Genomic DNA, 14704 nt, shown 5'->3' on the forward strand with positions numbered 1-14704 from the left:
AAACATCAACATCGATTGAAAAAAAGAGTGTCAAAAGGAGAACAAGAATGCGCACACCACACATGATCCTGTTATTGGCCGCTGCCCTGATGTGGGCTGCAGGCCATGTCCGCGCGGCGACGCCGGAAGCGAAGCTGGCTTACCAGCAGGCACGCGACACGGCGGCGGCCGAGTACAAGAACGCACGCGCCCGCTGCGATGCCATCACCGGCAATCCAAAGGACGTCTGCGTGCTGGAAGCGAAGGCCGCGCGCGTGCGCATGGAGGAAGAAGCGCGCGCCAAGTACGAGGACACGCTGAAGGCCTATACGCGGGCACGGATGCGCATTGCCTCCGCCAACTATGACCTCGACAAGGCACGCTGCGCCGGCCTGACGGGCAACGACAAGGACGTGTGCCAGGAACAGGCCAAGGCCCGTCTGGTCGCCGCGCAGGCCGACGCGAAGGCCGACCAGAAAACGATCGAAGCGCGCAACGAAGCGCGCGAGGACAAGCTGTCCGCCGCGTACCGTGTCGCCATGGAGAAATGCGACGCGTTCGCCGGCGCCGCCAAGGATCAATGCGTCTCGGCTGCGAAGGCCGAGTTCGGAAAATAGCCGGCTGATAACCGCACCCCGCTCATGAAGAGCACAACCAAGTACCACCACTAACAAGGAGTTCACCATGAACGCAACCAAACGCATCGCCACCGCCATCTTCACCGCCGCTGTCGCCTTCACCGTCGTCGGCTGCTCGTCGAGCCCGACCAAGGAAAGCACCGGCGAGTACATCGACGACGCCGCCATCACCGCAAAAGTGAAGGCTGCGATCTTCAACGAGCCGACCCTGAAGGCCACCGAGATCAATGTCGAGACCTACAAGGGCGACGTGCAGCTGTCGGGCTTCGTGGCCCAGCCGCAGGATGCGCAGAAGGCCGCCGACGTCGCACGTGGCGTGAAAGGTGTGTCGTCGGTCAAGAACGACATCCGCGTAAAATAAGCTGACCGGGCGGCTCGTGCGCGGGCCGGCCCGACAGTCGTGTCGATTGCCGCGCCACGCGGCATCCGCCCTGGCAGGAGACTGCCGGCGGGTGCCCGGGACCGGCTGTTTTTTTTCAGGCAGGTACCATGCAGCTCGCCCAATCCGGCTCCGCAACATCCGAGGCATCCAACCCAGTCACGCCGGTTGCCGCGGCGCCCGCGGATGTCGAACAGGCGGCGCGTGAAGCCGGCCTCGTCAACACCGATGGAGCACCGACGGGCGAAGAGCTCGGCGCTGCCCACGGCAACCTGCGCCTGCCCGTCCACGTCAACGCGCGTGGTCTCACGCTCGGCGTGATCGCCACCGTCGCGTTCGTCTTCGGCCTGCAGTGGGCCAAGAATTTCTTCGTGCCGCTCTTGCTCGGCATTTTTATCGCCTACACGCTGAGTCCCGTCGTGCGCTGGCTCGAGCGCTGGCACATCCGGCGCGCCATCGGCGCGACGCTCGTCACGGGCCTGATCCTCGTCGGCATGGCGCTCACCATGCACCGGGTGCAGGGCGAGTTCCTCAACATCGTCGATGAACTCCCGACCCTGACGCACAAGGTCACGCGCATCCTGACGGATGGCTCGGACGGGCCGTCGACGATCCAGCAGGTCCAGGCCGCCGCGGCCGAACTCGAACAGGCCGCCGCCAACGCGGGCAGTGCGAAGCGGACGGCGGCGCCGCGGCGTGCAGCGGCACCGGCCGTCGCCCAAACGCCCGGTGGCAGCAATTTCCGCATCATGGACTGGTTGCTGGCCGGTTCCGTCGGCCTGGCCAGTTTCATCTCGCAAGCCACGATGGTCGTGTTCCTCGTGTTCTTCCTGCTGCTGGCCGGGGACACGTTCAAGCGCAAGCTCGTCAAGCTGACAGGGCCGTCGCTGACGCAGAAAAAAGTGACGGTGCACATCCTCGAGGACATCAACACGTCCATCCAGAACTACATGTTCATGCTGCTCGTCACGAACGTGCTGCTGGCGCTGCTGATGTGGGTGGCGCTGCGGTTCATCGGCCTGGAAAATGCGGGCGCGTGGGCAATCTTCGCCGGCGTCGCCCACATCATGCCTTACTTCGGCCCGCTGTTGATCACGTCGGCCACGGGCCTCGTCGCCTTCCTGCAGTTCGAATCGCTGCAGATGGTGATCCTCGTGGCGGGTGCGTCGCTGGGGATCGCGACGCTCGTCGGCATGGTGGTCACGACCTGGATGACGGGCAAGATCGCCAAGATGAATCCGGCGGCCGTGTTCGTCAGCCTGCTGTTCTGGGGCTGGCTGTGGGGCATGTGGGGATTGCTGCTCGGCGTGCCCGTCGTCGTCGTGATCAAGGTCGTGGCGGAACGCGTGGAAGGGATGGAAGTCATCGCCGAACTGCTTGGCGAATGACGGCGCCGTCCCGCCGGGGCAACGGCGCCGCGGTGGTTCAGTGCACGGGCGACGGGCGCGCATCCGGCGGCGGCGCACCTGGGACGTGCTTGTCCTTCAGGCTGCCCATCTGCAGCGCGTACTGGCGGGCGAATTCCGCGCCCAGGAAAAAAATCTGCGCCGAGTAATAGACCCATAGCAGCAGCGCGATCAGCGAACCGGCCGCGCCGAAGCTGCTCGTCGTGCCGCTGTTGCCGATGTACAGGCCGATCGCGAACTTCCCCACGGTGAACATGATCGCGGTGCCGAGGGCGCCGATGGTCACGTCGTGCCACGACAGTTTTACGCGCGGCAGCAGCTTGTAGATCGCGCCGAACATCACGGCGATGACGAGGAAGCTGACGGCCCAGGCCACCCAGCCCAGGATGATCGTCGCGGAGTGCCACATGCCGCCCAGGTATTTTTCCAGCACGGTCAATGCGGCGGACACGACCAGCGTGAACATCAGCAGCAGGCCCAGGGTCAGGATCAGGCCGAACGACAGCAGGCGGGTGCGGACGGTGTCCCACCAGGTGGCGTCCTTCGACGGCGGAACGTCCCAGATTTCGTCCAGGCTGTCCTTGAGTTCCGCGAACGCACTCGTCGCACCGACCAGCAGCAGGACCGTCGCGATGATCGTCGCCAGCTTGCCGCTTTCCTTGTTGCGGGCACCGGCCAGGATCGCCTGGATGGTTTCCGCGCCCTGGGTGCCGACGAGGCCGCGCAGCTCGTCCAGCAGTTGGCCTTGCGCGGCGTCGGTGCCGTAGAAAAAGCCGGCTATCGCGATAACGAGCACGAGAATGGGAGCCAGCGAGAACAGCGTGTAGAACGCGAGGGCGGCGCCTTTGCTCGATGCGCGGTGGTCCAGCCATTCGGTCACGGCGCAGCGCATCACATGGACGACCTGGCGCGAGAAGGGGATCCAGTTTTGTACTGCCATCAGGTAACCTCCAAAAAGACGAACGCGCCCGAAGGCGCGTTCCGGGGCCTACGCCCAGCGGTAGGCGGGGACGAAGCCCCGCGTCGAGGCGTTACTGTACGCGGCGCTCGATAGTGATCGGCTCCACTTCCACGCGGCGGTTCGGTGCCAGGCAGGCGATCAGCTCCGAACGTTTCTTCTGGTGGCAGTCGGTCACGACCGGATTCTGCTCGCCCTTGCCGTAGGCCTTCAGGCGGTTGGAATCGACGCCTTTGGCGATCAGGTACTCGCGCACGGCGTTGGCGCGGCGCTCCGACAGCTTCTGGTTGTACTTGGTCGAGCCCAGGCGGTCGGTGTAGCCGGTGATGTCCACGTCGGTGATCGACGGGTCGGCCTGCAGCGCGGCGGCGATGTCGTCCAGCTTCGGCTGCGGCGACGAGAGGGTGGCGCTGTCGAAGGCGAACAGTTCGCTGGCCGACAGCGTCACCTTCTCGAAGCGGGCCGGCGGCGGCGGCGGAGCGGCCGGTGCCGGGGCCGGCGCCTCGACGACCGGAGCCGGGGCAGGTTCCGGCGCCGGTGCCGGTGCCGGGCGCGGCGGCGGGTTGAAGGCGTAGTTCAGGCTGAACGTCGCGTACTTGGTGTTGGCGCGCGAGAAGCCGAACTTGTCGTCGTCGCGCAGGTGGGCGCGCACGTCGCGCACGTCGGCCTGCAGGGACCACTGCTCGTTCATGCTGACCTGGAAGCCGACGCCGGCCTGGTAATACGGCGACCAGCCGGAGACGTTACGGATCGGATTGCTCTCGTGGTCGCGTTCGCCGCCGACACCGATCAGCAGGTACGGACGGAAGGTCTTGCGCGACAGCATCAGCAGGGCGTCGACGCCGACGAGGGTCTGGCGGTAGTTGTAACCGTTGTCGTCGACGCGTGCCTGGGTGGCACCAATCTGGATATCCCACAGCGGATGCACGGCCTTACCAAACTTCAACCCGCCGCCCCAGTCCTTCTTCGAGGTCAGGAAATCATGGTCGGGCTTGATGCCGACGATCGTCGGGGCGATGTACCACGACGGATTGATGACCTCGGTGGTGTCCTGAGCCAGGGCCGTTCCGGCGGAGCACAGAATGGCGGCGGCCAGAGCGATCTTCTTCGTATTATTCACAGGTAACTCCCATAAGTTGTAAAGGTACTTGACATCGCAAGACTTGCAGTGATGTTGATGTCAAGCTTACAAGTCGGCCATTTTTCGGGTCAGTGCGTTAGCGCACCTAACAGCCGGTTGTTGTGGCGATTTTACAACGTAGCCATTTATGCCATGATTGCGGTTTGTTTCAGGATGTTACTAACTGCGCGTTAACCGTCGCTTACTTCTTATAACGTCGCCCTTCGTGCATGCGCGTCTCCTTTTATTACGGAATTGTCATGTCACGCGGTCAGGTCGATACCGCTTCGATTGCAAGCCGTGCGGGCGGTTCCCGTTGAGCCCTACCAATTTGTCGAGCGTCAATACGCAATCGCGTTTCTCTTGCTTTTAGGGATGAATAACTTTTCAGAAATTTTTAGAAATGTTGGATGGCGCACAGACCGGGGGTGATGAGGCAGGCAATCTTGTATCCAGTTAAGCGGAACCGGCGTGTTGTCAGGTGGTCATACACGAATACGGCGGTCCGGGCCATACACAGAACATCGTCCTTTTCACGGAGTAAACCAATATGCATGCAGCGACTCACCATAATGCGGTACAAGGCGAACTCAACGCGGTGCACACTTCCAGTAACTCTGCACTGATCGAACGCGTCCCACCGCAGCCGACCGAGCGCGCTCCGATTTCGCTCGCGCCGATCGAGCGGGTGCGGTCGACGTCGGCTACCCAGCGCCGTATCGAAAACATGCAGAAGCTGATCGGCGAGCTGCAGACCCACGAGATGCTCGCCGACGAAATCGCCTGGTTCCTCAAATTCTCGCCGTCGGGCGCCCGCAAATACATCCGCGACCTGCGCGAAGCCGGCGTCATCGAACTGGCCCGCTACATCGAAGGTACCGCCACCTACCTCGGCAAGGCCGTGTACCGTATTTCGCCGGATCCGGAGCGCGTCAAGGCCTTCCTGGGCGCGATCTGCCAGCCCAAGCGCGAAGGCGCCGCCCCGCGCAAGGAGCGTCCAGGCCTGCGCGAGCAGAGCATGGCCGGCACCGGCCGCCACTTCCACATCCTGGCCGACGACACCCATTACGCGATCCGCGTCAACCGCAGCCCGGTGACCCGCGACCCGCTCGTCGCCGCACTGTTCGGCCCGCCGCCGAGCCAGGTCGCCAAAGAGCGCGTCTGAGCGCGCTGGCGTTGATAGCGGTCGCACGACGTGGCCGCTATCAGCTGCGCCACCCCGCCGAGAGGCCGGGTGGCGCTGTTTTTTTTGCAGGATTCCAATTGAAAAGGCGACAAGCGTGCTCATATGCCGGGTGCGGCACCCCGACCGCTTACCCATCAAGGAGACTCCATGCTGCCGAGTGCCGAATCCCTGGAAGGCCAACCCGTTCCCCAGGTGACGTTCAAGGCGCGCCCCGACGACCAGTGGCGCGACCTCACGACCGATGAACTGTTCAAGGGCAAGACCGTCGTCGTGTTCGCCTTGCCCGGCGCCTTCACGCCGACCTGTTCCTCGGCACACCTGCCGCGCTACAACGAGCTGGCACCCGCCTTCCGCGAGAACGGTGTCGATGAGATCGTCTGCATTTCCGTCAACGATGCCTTCGTGATGCAGTCCTGGCAGGCCGGCCAGGAGGCGGGCAACATCACCATGATCCCCGACGGCAATGGCGACTTCACGGAAGGCATGGGACTGCTCGTCGACAAGCGCGACCTCGGCTTCGGCAAGCGGTCGTGGCGCTATTCGATGCTCGTCAAGGACGGCATCATCGCCAAGGCGTTCATCGAGCCGGACAAGGAAGGCGATCCGTTCGAAGTGTCGGACGCCGATACCATGCTGCGCTACCTCAACCCGGACGCCACGCCGCGCGAGCCCGTCGTGATGTTCTCCAAGCCGGGCTGCCCGTTCTGCGCGCGCGCCAAGGCCGTGCTGAAGGCAAATGGCATCGTCTTTACGGACATCCCGCAGGATGCGAAGATCACCACCAGCGTGCTGCGCGCCGTCGCCGGCGCCACCACGTGGCCGCAGGTCTTCATCGGCGGCAAGCTGATCGGCGATGCGGAGGCGGTCGCCGCATATTTCGCGCCGCGCGCACAAGAGGCCCAGTAACGCCGGTATCGGGAGAACACGATGGAAGCCGCTATCGTCTGCGCCGTGCTCGCGCTCGGCGTGCTGTTCGCGTGGCTGCTGCCGCGCTGGCGTCTGCGGCGCGTGCTGGCGCGTCCGCTCACCGCGGCCCAGCTCGGCATCATCGAGCGCAACGTCGACCAGTACCGGGGCATGCCGCCCGACCTGCGCGCGCAGTTGCAGCGCCTCGTCAAGCAGTTCCTGCACCAGAAGACGTTCGTCGGCTGCGCCGGACTCGAGGTGACGGAAGAGATGCGCGTGACGATCGCCGCGCAGGCGTGCCTGCTGCTGCTGAACCGGCACAGCCGCGTGTATCCGGGCCTCCACGCCGTGCTGGTCTACCCGGGCGCGTTCCTCGTGCCGCGGCGCGAGCACGACGCGGCCGGCGTCGTCACGGAAACGCGCCAGGATCTGCTGGGCGAATCGTGGGGCGACGGGCGCGTCGTGCTGTCGTGGGAACACGTGCGCCGCGCCGGCCTGGCGGCCGAGGGCACGCACAACGTCGTGCTGCACGAGTTCGCGCACCAGCTCGACAGCGAATCGGGCAGCAACAACGGCGCGCCCTTCCTCGGCAGCCCGGAGCGCTACCGGAGCTGGTCGGAAACGCTGTCGCGCGATTTCGCGCTGCTGCGGCGCGATGCCTACTGGGGCCAGCGCGACGTGCTCGATCCGTACGGCGCCACGAATCCGGCCGAGTTCTTCGCCGTGGCGACGGAGAGTTTCTTCGAGCAGCCGCACGAGCTGGCCGCGCGCCATCCGGATCTGTATGCGGAGTTCCAGGCGTATTACCGCGTGGACCCGCGCGACTGGTTTCCCGCGCCGGCGCCGGAACCGGAGCACTACGGCATGGTCTACGGACAGTGGCGCTAGCGGCTACGCTGCGTGCGCTCGCGTACAGAGACCGAGCCCAGCGGGAGGCATCATGGCCACACCTTTATATGCAGGAGGTCATCCATGTCCACGATCATTGCAGGGCACTTCCAGCTGCAGGATGACGTCGAGCGGGCGCGCCATGCCCTGATCGACGCCGGGTTCCCGAGCGAACGCATCAGCGGTTTCTACCTGAGCCAGCCGGGCCAGCACGACCTGACGCCGATTGGCGGCGACAACATCCACTCGCCGGGCGCCAAGGAATCGCCGGAAGGCGTGGCCCAGGGCGCCGGTGCCGGTGCGGCGGTCGGTATCGTGGCCGGCGCCGCGACGGCGCCCGTGACCGGACCGCTGGGCCCCGTGGTCGGCGGCCTGCTGGGCGCCCACGTCGGCTCGCTGTTCAGCTTTACGAAGATGAAGGATCCGGGCGAACGCGAGGAGGGCGGCCGCGCGCCGATGGAAAACCGTCCGGCCGGCATGCTCATCGCGGTCGCCTTCGACGATCCCGGCCTCGAGTCGCGCGCCGTCGACCTGCTGCGCGGCCTGGGCGCCCACCACATCGAGCGCGCCAAGGGCAATATCGTCGATGGCGACTGGGCCGATTTCGATCCGGCGTCGCCGCCCGACATGATTCACTGAGTCCGCGCCCCCCCGCGTCTATTTGCGTTTCGTCAACGACGTCTTTGTCCATCGCCCTAGACTCGATGTTTCGTGCTGCGCACCCGGCGCGGCAGGTTGATGAAGGACGACGAAACCATGCACGACAACAAAGTAGCCTTGGTGACTGGAGGGATGGGGGGACTGGGCACGGCGATCTGCCGGCGCCTGCAGGCGGAGGGGTTCCGCGTGGCGGCAACCTATTCGCCCGGCAATGCCACGCCTGACGCGTGGCAGGCCGCCCAGAGAGACGAAGGGTACCGATTCACGACGTATCGCGTCGACGTCACCGATTACGGCGACTGCGAATGGATGATGCAGAAACTGCTGGCCGAAATGGGCAGGCTGGACGTGCTGGTGAACAACGCCGGCATCACGCGCGACCGCAGCCTGCGCAAGATGACGCTGGAGGACTGGCAGGACGTCCTGCGTGCCGATCTCGACAGCGTGTTCAACATGAGCAAGCAGGCGATCGAACCGATGATGGCGCAGCAATTTGGCCGCATCGTCAATATCTCGTCCGTCAACGGCCAGCAGGGCGCCTTTGGGCAGGCCAATTATTCGGCCGCCAAGGCCGGCATGCACGGCTTCACGAAGGCACTGGCGCTGGAGATGGCGCGCCATGGGGTCACCGTCAACACGGTGTCGCCCGGTTATCTGCGCACGAAGATGGTCGAGGCCGTACCGGCCGAGGTGATGAATGGCAAGATCCTGCCGCAGATCCCGATGGGGCGGCTGGGCGAGCCGGACGAGATCGCTGGCCTCGTCGCCTATCTCGTGTCGGAAGACGCCGGTTTCATGACGGGCGCCAACCTGGCCATCAACGGCGGGCAACACATGTATTGAGCTTGACCTGACGGTGGCCGTAGGGTCGACCATGGCGTTCTTTTGCGAAGGAGCGACCATGTCCGACCCCGCCCTGTCATCGAACGACTCTTTTCTCGCGGCATTCCTTGAGGCCCGCCTGGCGCCTGCCGCATTCGCCCACCGCGAGCACGTGCGCGCCGCCTGGCTCCTGCTGCAACACATGCCGCCGGACCGCGCCGCCGGCCGGATGTGCGACGCCCTCGTCATCATGACGCGGCGCTGTGGCGCACCCGAGAAGTTCCACCGCACCGTCACCGAGGCATTCGTGCGGCTCATCGCCGGCCGCGGTGGCGCGGCGTCGTGGGAGGCGTTCATTGCCACCAACGGCGACCTGCTGCTGGATGGCCGCCGCGTCTTGGCGCGGTATTATTCGGACGCGCTCCTGAATTCGACGGTGGCCCGGGAACGCTTCGTGCCGCCCGACCTCGAACCATTGCCATGACGCCAGTTTCCCGTGCCGCCCCGTTCAATCTCGGACAACTCTGCAAGGAGGTCGGGTTGGCGCGCAGCTCCGTGCTGCATTACGAAGCGATCGGCCTGCTCCTGCCGCAAGGGCGCAGCCCAGCCGGCTATCGGCTCTATGGCGACGCGCAACTGGAGCGCCTGCGCACGATCCGGCGCTTGCGCGAAGCCGGCCTGTCGCTGGAGGATATCCGCGGGCTGCTCGACCGGGGCGACGCGCCGGAACCGGCCGCGCTGCTCGAGCAACGGCTGCTGGGGCTGTGCCGCGACGCGGAGCGGATACGTGCCCAGCAGCGCAGCGTGGCCCGTCTGCTGGCGCTGGCCGGCAGCGGCGGCGGGCGGGTCCATGACAAGGCATCCTGGGTCGCCCTGCTGCGCCGCGCCGATTTCGACGACGCGGCCATGCGTGCCTGGCATACCGAATTCGAACGCGACGATCCGGCTGGCCACGCCACCTTCCTGGCCGCGCTCGGGCTCGCGCCGGCGGACACGGACGCGATTCGGCGCGACGCGAAGGGTTAGCGCCGCTCGGCCCGCGTCTGGCAGTCGATGCACAGGCGCGCCTCGGGCCGGGCCAGCAGCCGCGATGCGCCGATCGGCTGGCCGCATTCCTCGCAATAGCCGTAGCTGCCGTCCTCGATCCGGGCGAGCGCCTGGCGCAGCTGGCGCATCTCGGCCGAGTGATGGCCGGCCGCTTCGCGCGACAAGTCGTTCAGCAGACGGACGGTGGCGCGGTCCAGCGGCGACGTCTCCACATCTTCCACAGGCATTTCTCCCGCGTCCGGGCGCGGTTCCTCGATGCTGGACAGCGCGGCAAGACGCTGCTCCAGCATGGTCTTGAGCAGCGCCAGCTGCTCGGGTGTGAGGGGTTCCATGGTCACGCGACAGCGAACACGTGACGACAGGCGCCGGAAGCGGCGTGCGGATTGGCTTTCATGGATGTCCCCTCGTTCGTGTCGTTGGAAGCCGCGCGGCGGCGATTTCAGTGTAGCGCGGAACGAGGGGCGTGGATACCGCCGCACGGCGGCCGCATTCAGGCCGACGATGCGGGCAGGGACGGCGCGTTGTCGATGGCGACGATGTCGAGCTGGGTCTTGAGCCCGTCGAGGGCCGCGAGGATGGGCACGACCTGGCCCGTGCTGGCGGCCGCGGCCAACCCCAGCAGGCGCGCGACGAGCGTGATGCCGTCGCCGATGCGGGTGATGCGCTTGATCTTGTCGGCGGCGTCCACCGTCAGCTGGATCAGGTGCGCTTGCGGCTGGCCCAGCGACGACACGATGCATGCGGCCGCCTCCGTATACAGCCGGTTGGCGCGCTGGCGCAATTCCATCTCGGCATTCAACAGGGCGCGCGCGGCCATCTGCTCCGGTTCCGGCACGTCCTGGCCCTGGTGGCGGCGGATGTCGCGCATGACGCGCTGATGGATGCTGTCCGCGCACGCCGACAGCTTGTCGGCCAGTTCCTCGACCTGGTGCGCGGTCGACAACGCCTCGGCCGGGCTGGGCGGCGGCGCCGCGGCGGGCGCAGCCTGTTTCGGTTTCTCGTCGTTTGCCATGATCTCTCCTCGTGCGCTCAATCGGACAGGGCGTCGCGCAGTTTCGTCAGGTCGCGCGCATAGACGGCCAGCAACTTGCGCACTTCGTCGCCGTGCAGGTTATTCAGGTTTTCGCGCAGTTTCTGGTGGCCCAGGGCGACCTTCGTCAACCCCTGGAGGGCCAGGTCGTAGCGTTTGTCGACCAGTTTGTACTCGGTCGACTTGTTGAGATAATGGACCTTGGCCAGGGTCACGAGCATGCGGTCGGACGTCTTGGTGGAGAAGGGGATTTCGACGTCGAAGATGCCGAGCACGGTCTTCTTCTCGTTGTCGTTGGTCTTCGCGTACAGGCGGGTCAGCTCGATCATGGCTTCCAGCAAGACCTGCACGTCGGCGTCGCCGTCGCGCACCATTGTCTCGACGCTGCGGTTCTGGTAGCCGGATGCAATCACCCGCGTCAGCAGCCGCGTCAGGCCCGTGTACGCGGCGATCTGGCGCTGCTGCAAGCCGGATTCCGCGTTCGCCTTGAGACCATTGCCGAGGTCGTCGATGCGGTCGGACAAGTCGTAGCGCGCGTCGCCCGCCAGCACGCTCAACGTCTGCATGTACAGCACGACGGTCTTCTGGATGCTGACGAAGTCGTCGTACACGGCACGCCGGCGGGCATCGTTTTCCTTCGCGATGCGGTCGGCGGCGGGAGAGAGGTACGGTTGTTCGCGCTCGTAGGTGTCGCGATAGCGGCGCGACAGTTCGCCGTAGCCGCCCAGTTTGGCCGACGCGTCGGCAAATTGCCGCACCTCCGCCAGGCTCACGGGGCCGGTACTGGCGCAGCCGCCGAGCACCAGGGTGGCGGCGAGGACGATCAGGGTAAAACAGCGTCGCAGGTCCATGGGTCCTTTCTGGACGGCAAAAGGCCGGCCCGAAAAGCCCTCATTCTTTCAAACTGGCGGATGCTGTCATTGCCAATGCTCAAGTCAAGGCCGTGCGCCAACCCAGGCCGGCCACGGTATCGCCCAGCGGGATGTATTCGCAGCCGACCCAGCCGTCGTAGCCCAGCGCGTCGAGCGTGCGGAACAGGAAGGGAAAATTGATCTCGCCGGTGCCCGGCTCATGGCGGCCCGGCACGTCGGCCAGCTGGATGTGGCGGATCAGCGCCATGCGCTCGCGCAGCGTGTTGGCGAGGTCGCCCTCCATGCGCTGCATGTGATAGATGTCGTATTGCAGGAACAGGTTCGGCACGGCGGCTTCCGCGATGATGGCGGCGGCTTGCGCACTCTTCGTGAGGAAATAGCCGGGGATGTCGCGGTCGTTGATCGGCTCGATCAGCAGGTCGATGCCGTGCGGGGCCAGCGCGGCGGCGGCGAAGCGCAGGTTGTCGACGAACGTCGCGTGCGCGCGCTCGGGGGCGACGTTCGGCGGCAGCTTGCCCGCCAGGCAGTGCAGGCGCTTCACGCCCAGGTCGAGCGCGTATTCCAGCGCCAGCTCGACGGTGTCCTGGAATTCGCCCACGCGGCGCGGATCGCACGCCATGCCCCGTTCGCCCGCCGCCCAGTCGCCGGCCGGGAAATTATGCAGCGCCAGTTCGAGCTGGTAGCGTTGCAGGCGGCCGGCGATCTGCTCCGCCTCGAAGGCGTAAGGAAACAGGAACTCGACGCCGTCGAAACCGGCCGTACGGGCGGCGGCAAAGCGTTCCAGGAAGCCGAGCTCGTTGAACATCAGGCTCAGGTTGGCGGCGAAGCGGGGCATGCGAATTCCTCTTGGCGGTGAAACAACCCGCTATCCTAAACCATCGTGCCGGCCGGCGCAGCGCGCAGCGCGCGCATCGGCGTGAACAGCCAGGCCAGCAGCGCGGCGCCCACGAGGAACAGGCCAGAGCCGCCGAACAGGGTCGCCAGGGTGACGCGGCTGGCGATCCAGCCGGCCGCGACGGCCGCCAGCGGCGCCAGGCCCATGAAGATGAACATGAACAGGCTCATCGTCCGGCCCAGCAGTTCGCGCGGCACGCGCTGCTGGATCCACGTGAACACGGCGACCTGCACGAACCCGCCCAGCACACCGATGGCGACGTTGATCAGCATGCCCTGCCAGCTGGCCGTGATCAGGCCCAGCGGCATCAGCAGGACGCCGGCGATGCCGTCGATCAGCAGCAGGGTCATGCCGAGGTTGCCCGCACGCCGTTTTCCGGCGACACCGCTCGCCGCCATGCCCAGCAGCGCGCCGGCGCCGTGCGCACCCATCAGCAGGCCCAGCGCGGACGCACCGTGCAGGCGGCTGCTCGCCAGCAGCGGCAACGCGACCTGCATCACGCCGCCGATCACGCAGGCGCACAGGCCCCAGTAGATGAAGCACGTGCGCATCATCGTGTCGCGCCAGACGGCCGCGAGACCGTCCGCGACGGACTTGAATACCGGCTGCCTGGCCGCCGGCGCGAACGGGCGCGGCTGGACCTTGGCGAGCGTCCAGGCGGACAGGGCGAAGCTGATGCAGTCGAAGCCGAACGCGAGCGCCAGGCCGCGCATGTGCTGCGGACCGTCGCTGCCGTCGCCGGCCAGCGCGAACAGCAGGCCCGCCAGCAGCGGCCCGGCCAGCATCGTGATCTGGCGCAGCCCCATCATCATGCCGTTCGCGGCCTGCAGGTGCTGCGGGGCGACGGCGTGCGGCAGCATCGACGTGCCGGCCGGGATACTGAACGCCGACGCAAGCGACAGGCCCAGCGCCAGCGCGAGCACGACGGGCAGGTGCGCCTGGCCGGTGTAGACGAGGACCGCGAGCACGGCCAGCAGCACCGTGTTGACGTGCTTGGTGAGCATCAGGATGCGCTTGGGCGAGTGGCGGTCGACGAGCGCGCCGCCGAACAGGATCAGGATCGCGCGCGGGATGCCCATCAGCGCGACGGCCATGCCCAGCGCAACGGCATCGCCGGTCAGCTTGAGCACGAGCCAGGGCAGGGCGATCTGGGTGAACTGGTCGCCGAGGGTGGAGATGACGCCGCCGCTCATCAGCCACGTGAAATTCCGGTCGCGCAGCAGGGCGGTGCGCGGGTTCTGTGCGTCTTGCATGCTCGTCTCCTTGTCGTCGTGCGGGCGCGCGCGGGCCTGGCCGGCACGCCATCGTGTTGGTGGTGCGAAGTGGATCAGCGCTGGAGGCCGGCGATCTGCGCGAGCAGGTCGGACGTCGCGCGCAACTGGTCGCCGGACGGTGCGCCCAGCATGGTGCGGCTGATGTTGTCGACGACGGTCGTCGCGTTCGTCACGAGTTCGTCGCCCGTCGGCGTGATCAGGGCGTAGCCGACGCGGGCGTCGCGCGGATCGCTCTGGCGCGTGACGAGACCGATCTTTTCCAGCGGCAGCAGCGAGCGGGTGACGCCGGACGCGGTCAGTCCCAACCGGTCGGCCAGGTCGACACGGCGCAAACGCCCGCCCGGTGCGCGCTGCAGGTGCAGTAGCAACTGGTAATCGGCAAAGCTGATGCCGTGATGGCCGCCGAGGGCGCTGTCGAGCCGGCGGGCGAGCGTCGCCCAGGCCCGCGCGAGGCGCAGGCAGAATTCGGTGGTGAGACTGTCGGACATAATGACTCCTGGTACTTAATGGTTACTTGATTCGTCAAGTATATGGAGAATGTCGACCCTTGGCAAGTACTTGAGTGCGCAAATAAATTCGGGGTCAGGTCCAATTTTTTTGTAACTTCGGGGTCAGAGCTCATTTTGGTGGATGATCTTCGAAGC

General features: G+C 66.1%; 18 protein-coding genes. 10 read left to right on the plus strand and 8 right to left on the minus strand.

The features are described from left to right. The first annotated feature begins 47 nt into the window (after positions 1-47). The 3 genes from ACEN98_RS24735 to ACEN98_RS24745 all read left to right on the plus strand — a co-directional run bounded on the left by ACEN98_RS24735 (position 48) and on the right by ACEN98_RS24745 (position 2384). Entirely contained in the window at positions 48-596 is a 549-nt protein-coding gene (locus ACEN98_RS24735; protein ID WP_413344246.1) for a hypothetical protein, read from the plus strand. 67 nt (positions 597-663) lie between these two features. After that, entirely contained in the window at positions 664-978 is a 315-nt protein-coding gene (locus ACEN98_RS24740; RefSeq protein ID WP_056127494.1) for a BON domain-containing protein, read from the plus strand. Positions 979-1106: 128 nt separating this feature from the next. Next, a complete protein-coding gene (locus ACEN98_RS24745; RefSeq protein ID WP_413387538.1) occupies positions 1107-2384 on the plus strand; it encodes an AI-2E family transporter in 1278 nt (425 codons plus the stop codon). 37 nt (positions 2385-2421) lie between these two features. Here the strand turns inward: ACEN98_RS24745 and ACEN98_RS24750 are convergent, their stop codons facing one another. Both ACEN98_RS24750 and ACEN98_RS24755 read right to left on the minus strand, forming a co-directional pair. Further along, the gene (locus ACEN98_RS24750) at positions 2422-3342 is read right to left on the minus strand and encodes a YihY/virulence factor BrkB family protein (protein ID WP_413387539.1); all 921 of its coding nucleotides are present in this window, start codon (positions 3340-3342) and stop codon (positions 2422-2424) included. A 91-nt stretch (positions 3343-3433) separates the two neighbouring features. Further along, a complete protein-coding gene (locus ACEN98_RS24755) occupies positions 3434-4480 on the minus strand; it encodes an OmpA family protein (protein ID WP_413387540.1) in 1047 nt (348 codons plus the stop codon). Between the two features lie 550 nt (positions 4481-5030). On the opposite strand from ACEN98_RS24755, the gene ACEN98_RS24760 reads away from it, so the two are divergent. From ACEN98_RS24760 to ACEN98_RS24790, 7 genes are all read left to right on the plus strand, one after another. After that, on the plus strand, positions 5031-5645 hold the full coding sequence (locus ACEN98_RS24760) for a winged helix-turn-helix domain-containing protein (RefSeq protein ID WP_198119214.1): 615 nt from the start codon (positions 5031-5033) through the stop codon (positions 5643-5645). 168 nt (positions 5646-5813) lie between these two features. After that, positions 5814-6572 carry a glutathione peroxidase gene (locus ACEN98_RS24765; protein WP_413387541.1) on the plus strand — a complete coding sequence of 253 codons (759 nt, stop codon included), beginning with the start codon at positions 5814-5816 and terminating at the stop codon, positions 6570-6572. A gap of 21 nt (positions 6573-6593) precedes the next feature. After that, a complete protein-coding gene (locus ACEN98_RS24770) occupies positions 6594-7460 on the plus strand; it encodes a zinc-dependent peptidase (RefSeq protein ID WP_413387542.1) in 867 nt (288 codons plus the stop codon). 84 nt (positions 7461-7544) lie between these two features. After that, positions 7545-8099: a hypothetical protein gene (locus tag ACEN98_RS24775; protein ID WP_413387543.1), complete on the plus strand. Its 555-nt coding sequence runs from the start codon at positions 7545-7547 to the stop codon at positions 8097-8099. Positions 8100-8216: 117 nt separating this feature from the next. Beyond that, entirely contained in the window at positions 8217-8963 is a 747-nt protein-coding gene (phbB, locus tag ACEN98_RS24780) for an acetoacetyl-CoA reductase (RefSeq protein ID WP_413387544.1), read from the plus strand. 58 nt (positions 8964-9021) lie between these two features. After that, a complete protein-coding gene (locus ACEN98_RS24785) occupies positions 9022-9426 on the plus strand; it encodes a hypothetical protein (protein ID WP_413387545.1) in 405 nt (134 codons plus the stop codon). After that, a complete protein-coding gene (locus tag ACEN98_RS24790) occupies positions 9423-9968 on the plus strand; it encodes a MerR family transcriptional regulator (protein ID WP_413387546.1) in 546 nt (181 codons plus the stop codon). The genes ACEN98_RS24785 and ACEN98_RS24790 overlap by 4 nt, the downstream gene beginning before the upstream one ends. Here the strand turns inward: ACEN98_RS24790 and ACEN98_RS24795 are convergent. The 6 genes from ACEN98_RS24795 to ACEN98_RS24820 all read right to left on the minus strand — a co-directional run bounded on the left by ACEN98_RS24795 (position 9965) and on the right by ACEN98_RS24820 (position 14548). Then, positions 9965-10321 carry a TraR/DksA family transcriptional regulator gene (locus ACEN98_RS24795; RefSeq protein WP_413387547.1) on the minus strand — a complete coding sequence of 119 codons (357 nt, stop codon included), beginning with the start codon at positions 10319-10321 and terminating at the stop codon, positions 9965-9967. The two genes, ACEN98_RS24790 and ACEN98_RS24795, sit on opposite strands and share 4 nt — an antisense overlap. A 158-nt stretch (positions 10322-10479) precedes the next feature. Next, on the minus strand, positions 10480-11001 hold the full coding sequence (locus tag ACEN98_RS24800; RefSeq protein WP_413387548.1) for a hypothetical protein: 522 nt from the start codon (positions 10999-11001) through the stop codon (positions 10480-10482). Between the two features lie 17 nt (positions 11002-11018). Then, positions 11019-11870: a hypothetical protein gene (locus ACEN98_RS24805; RefSeq protein WP_056127517.1), complete on the minus strand. Its 852-nt coding sequence runs from the start codon at positions 11868-11870 to the stop codon at positions 11019-11021. A 79-nt stretch (positions 11871-11949) separates the two neighbouring features. Further along, a complete protein-coding gene (gene otnI, locus ACEN98_RS24810) occupies positions 11950-12726 on the minus strand; it encodes a 2-oxo-tetronate isomerase (protein WP_413387549.1) in 777 nt (258 codons plus the stop codon). Positions 12727-12761: 35 nt separating this feature from the next. Then, positions 12762-14039: an MFS transporter gene (locus tag ACEN98_RS24815; protein ID WP_413387550.1), complete on the minus strand. Its 1278-nt coding sequence runs from the start codon at positions 14037-14039 to the stop codon at positions 12762-12764. 74 nt (positions 14040-14113) lie between these two features. Continuing rightward, positions 14114-14548 (minus strand): MarR family winged helix-turn-helix transcriptional regulator, encoded by a 435-nt coding sequence (locus ACEN98_RS24820; protein WP_413387551.1) that lies wholly within the window; start codon positions 14546-14548, stop codon positions 14114-14116. Positions 14549-14704 lie beyond the last annotated feature (156 nt).

The sequence above is a fragment of the Massilia sp. CT11-137 genome (genome assembly GCF_047302885.1).
In the GTDB taxonomy this organism is placed as follows: domain Bacteria; phylum Pseudomonadota; class Gammaproteobacteria; order Burkholderiales; family Burkholderiaceae_D; genus Telluria; species Telluria orientalis.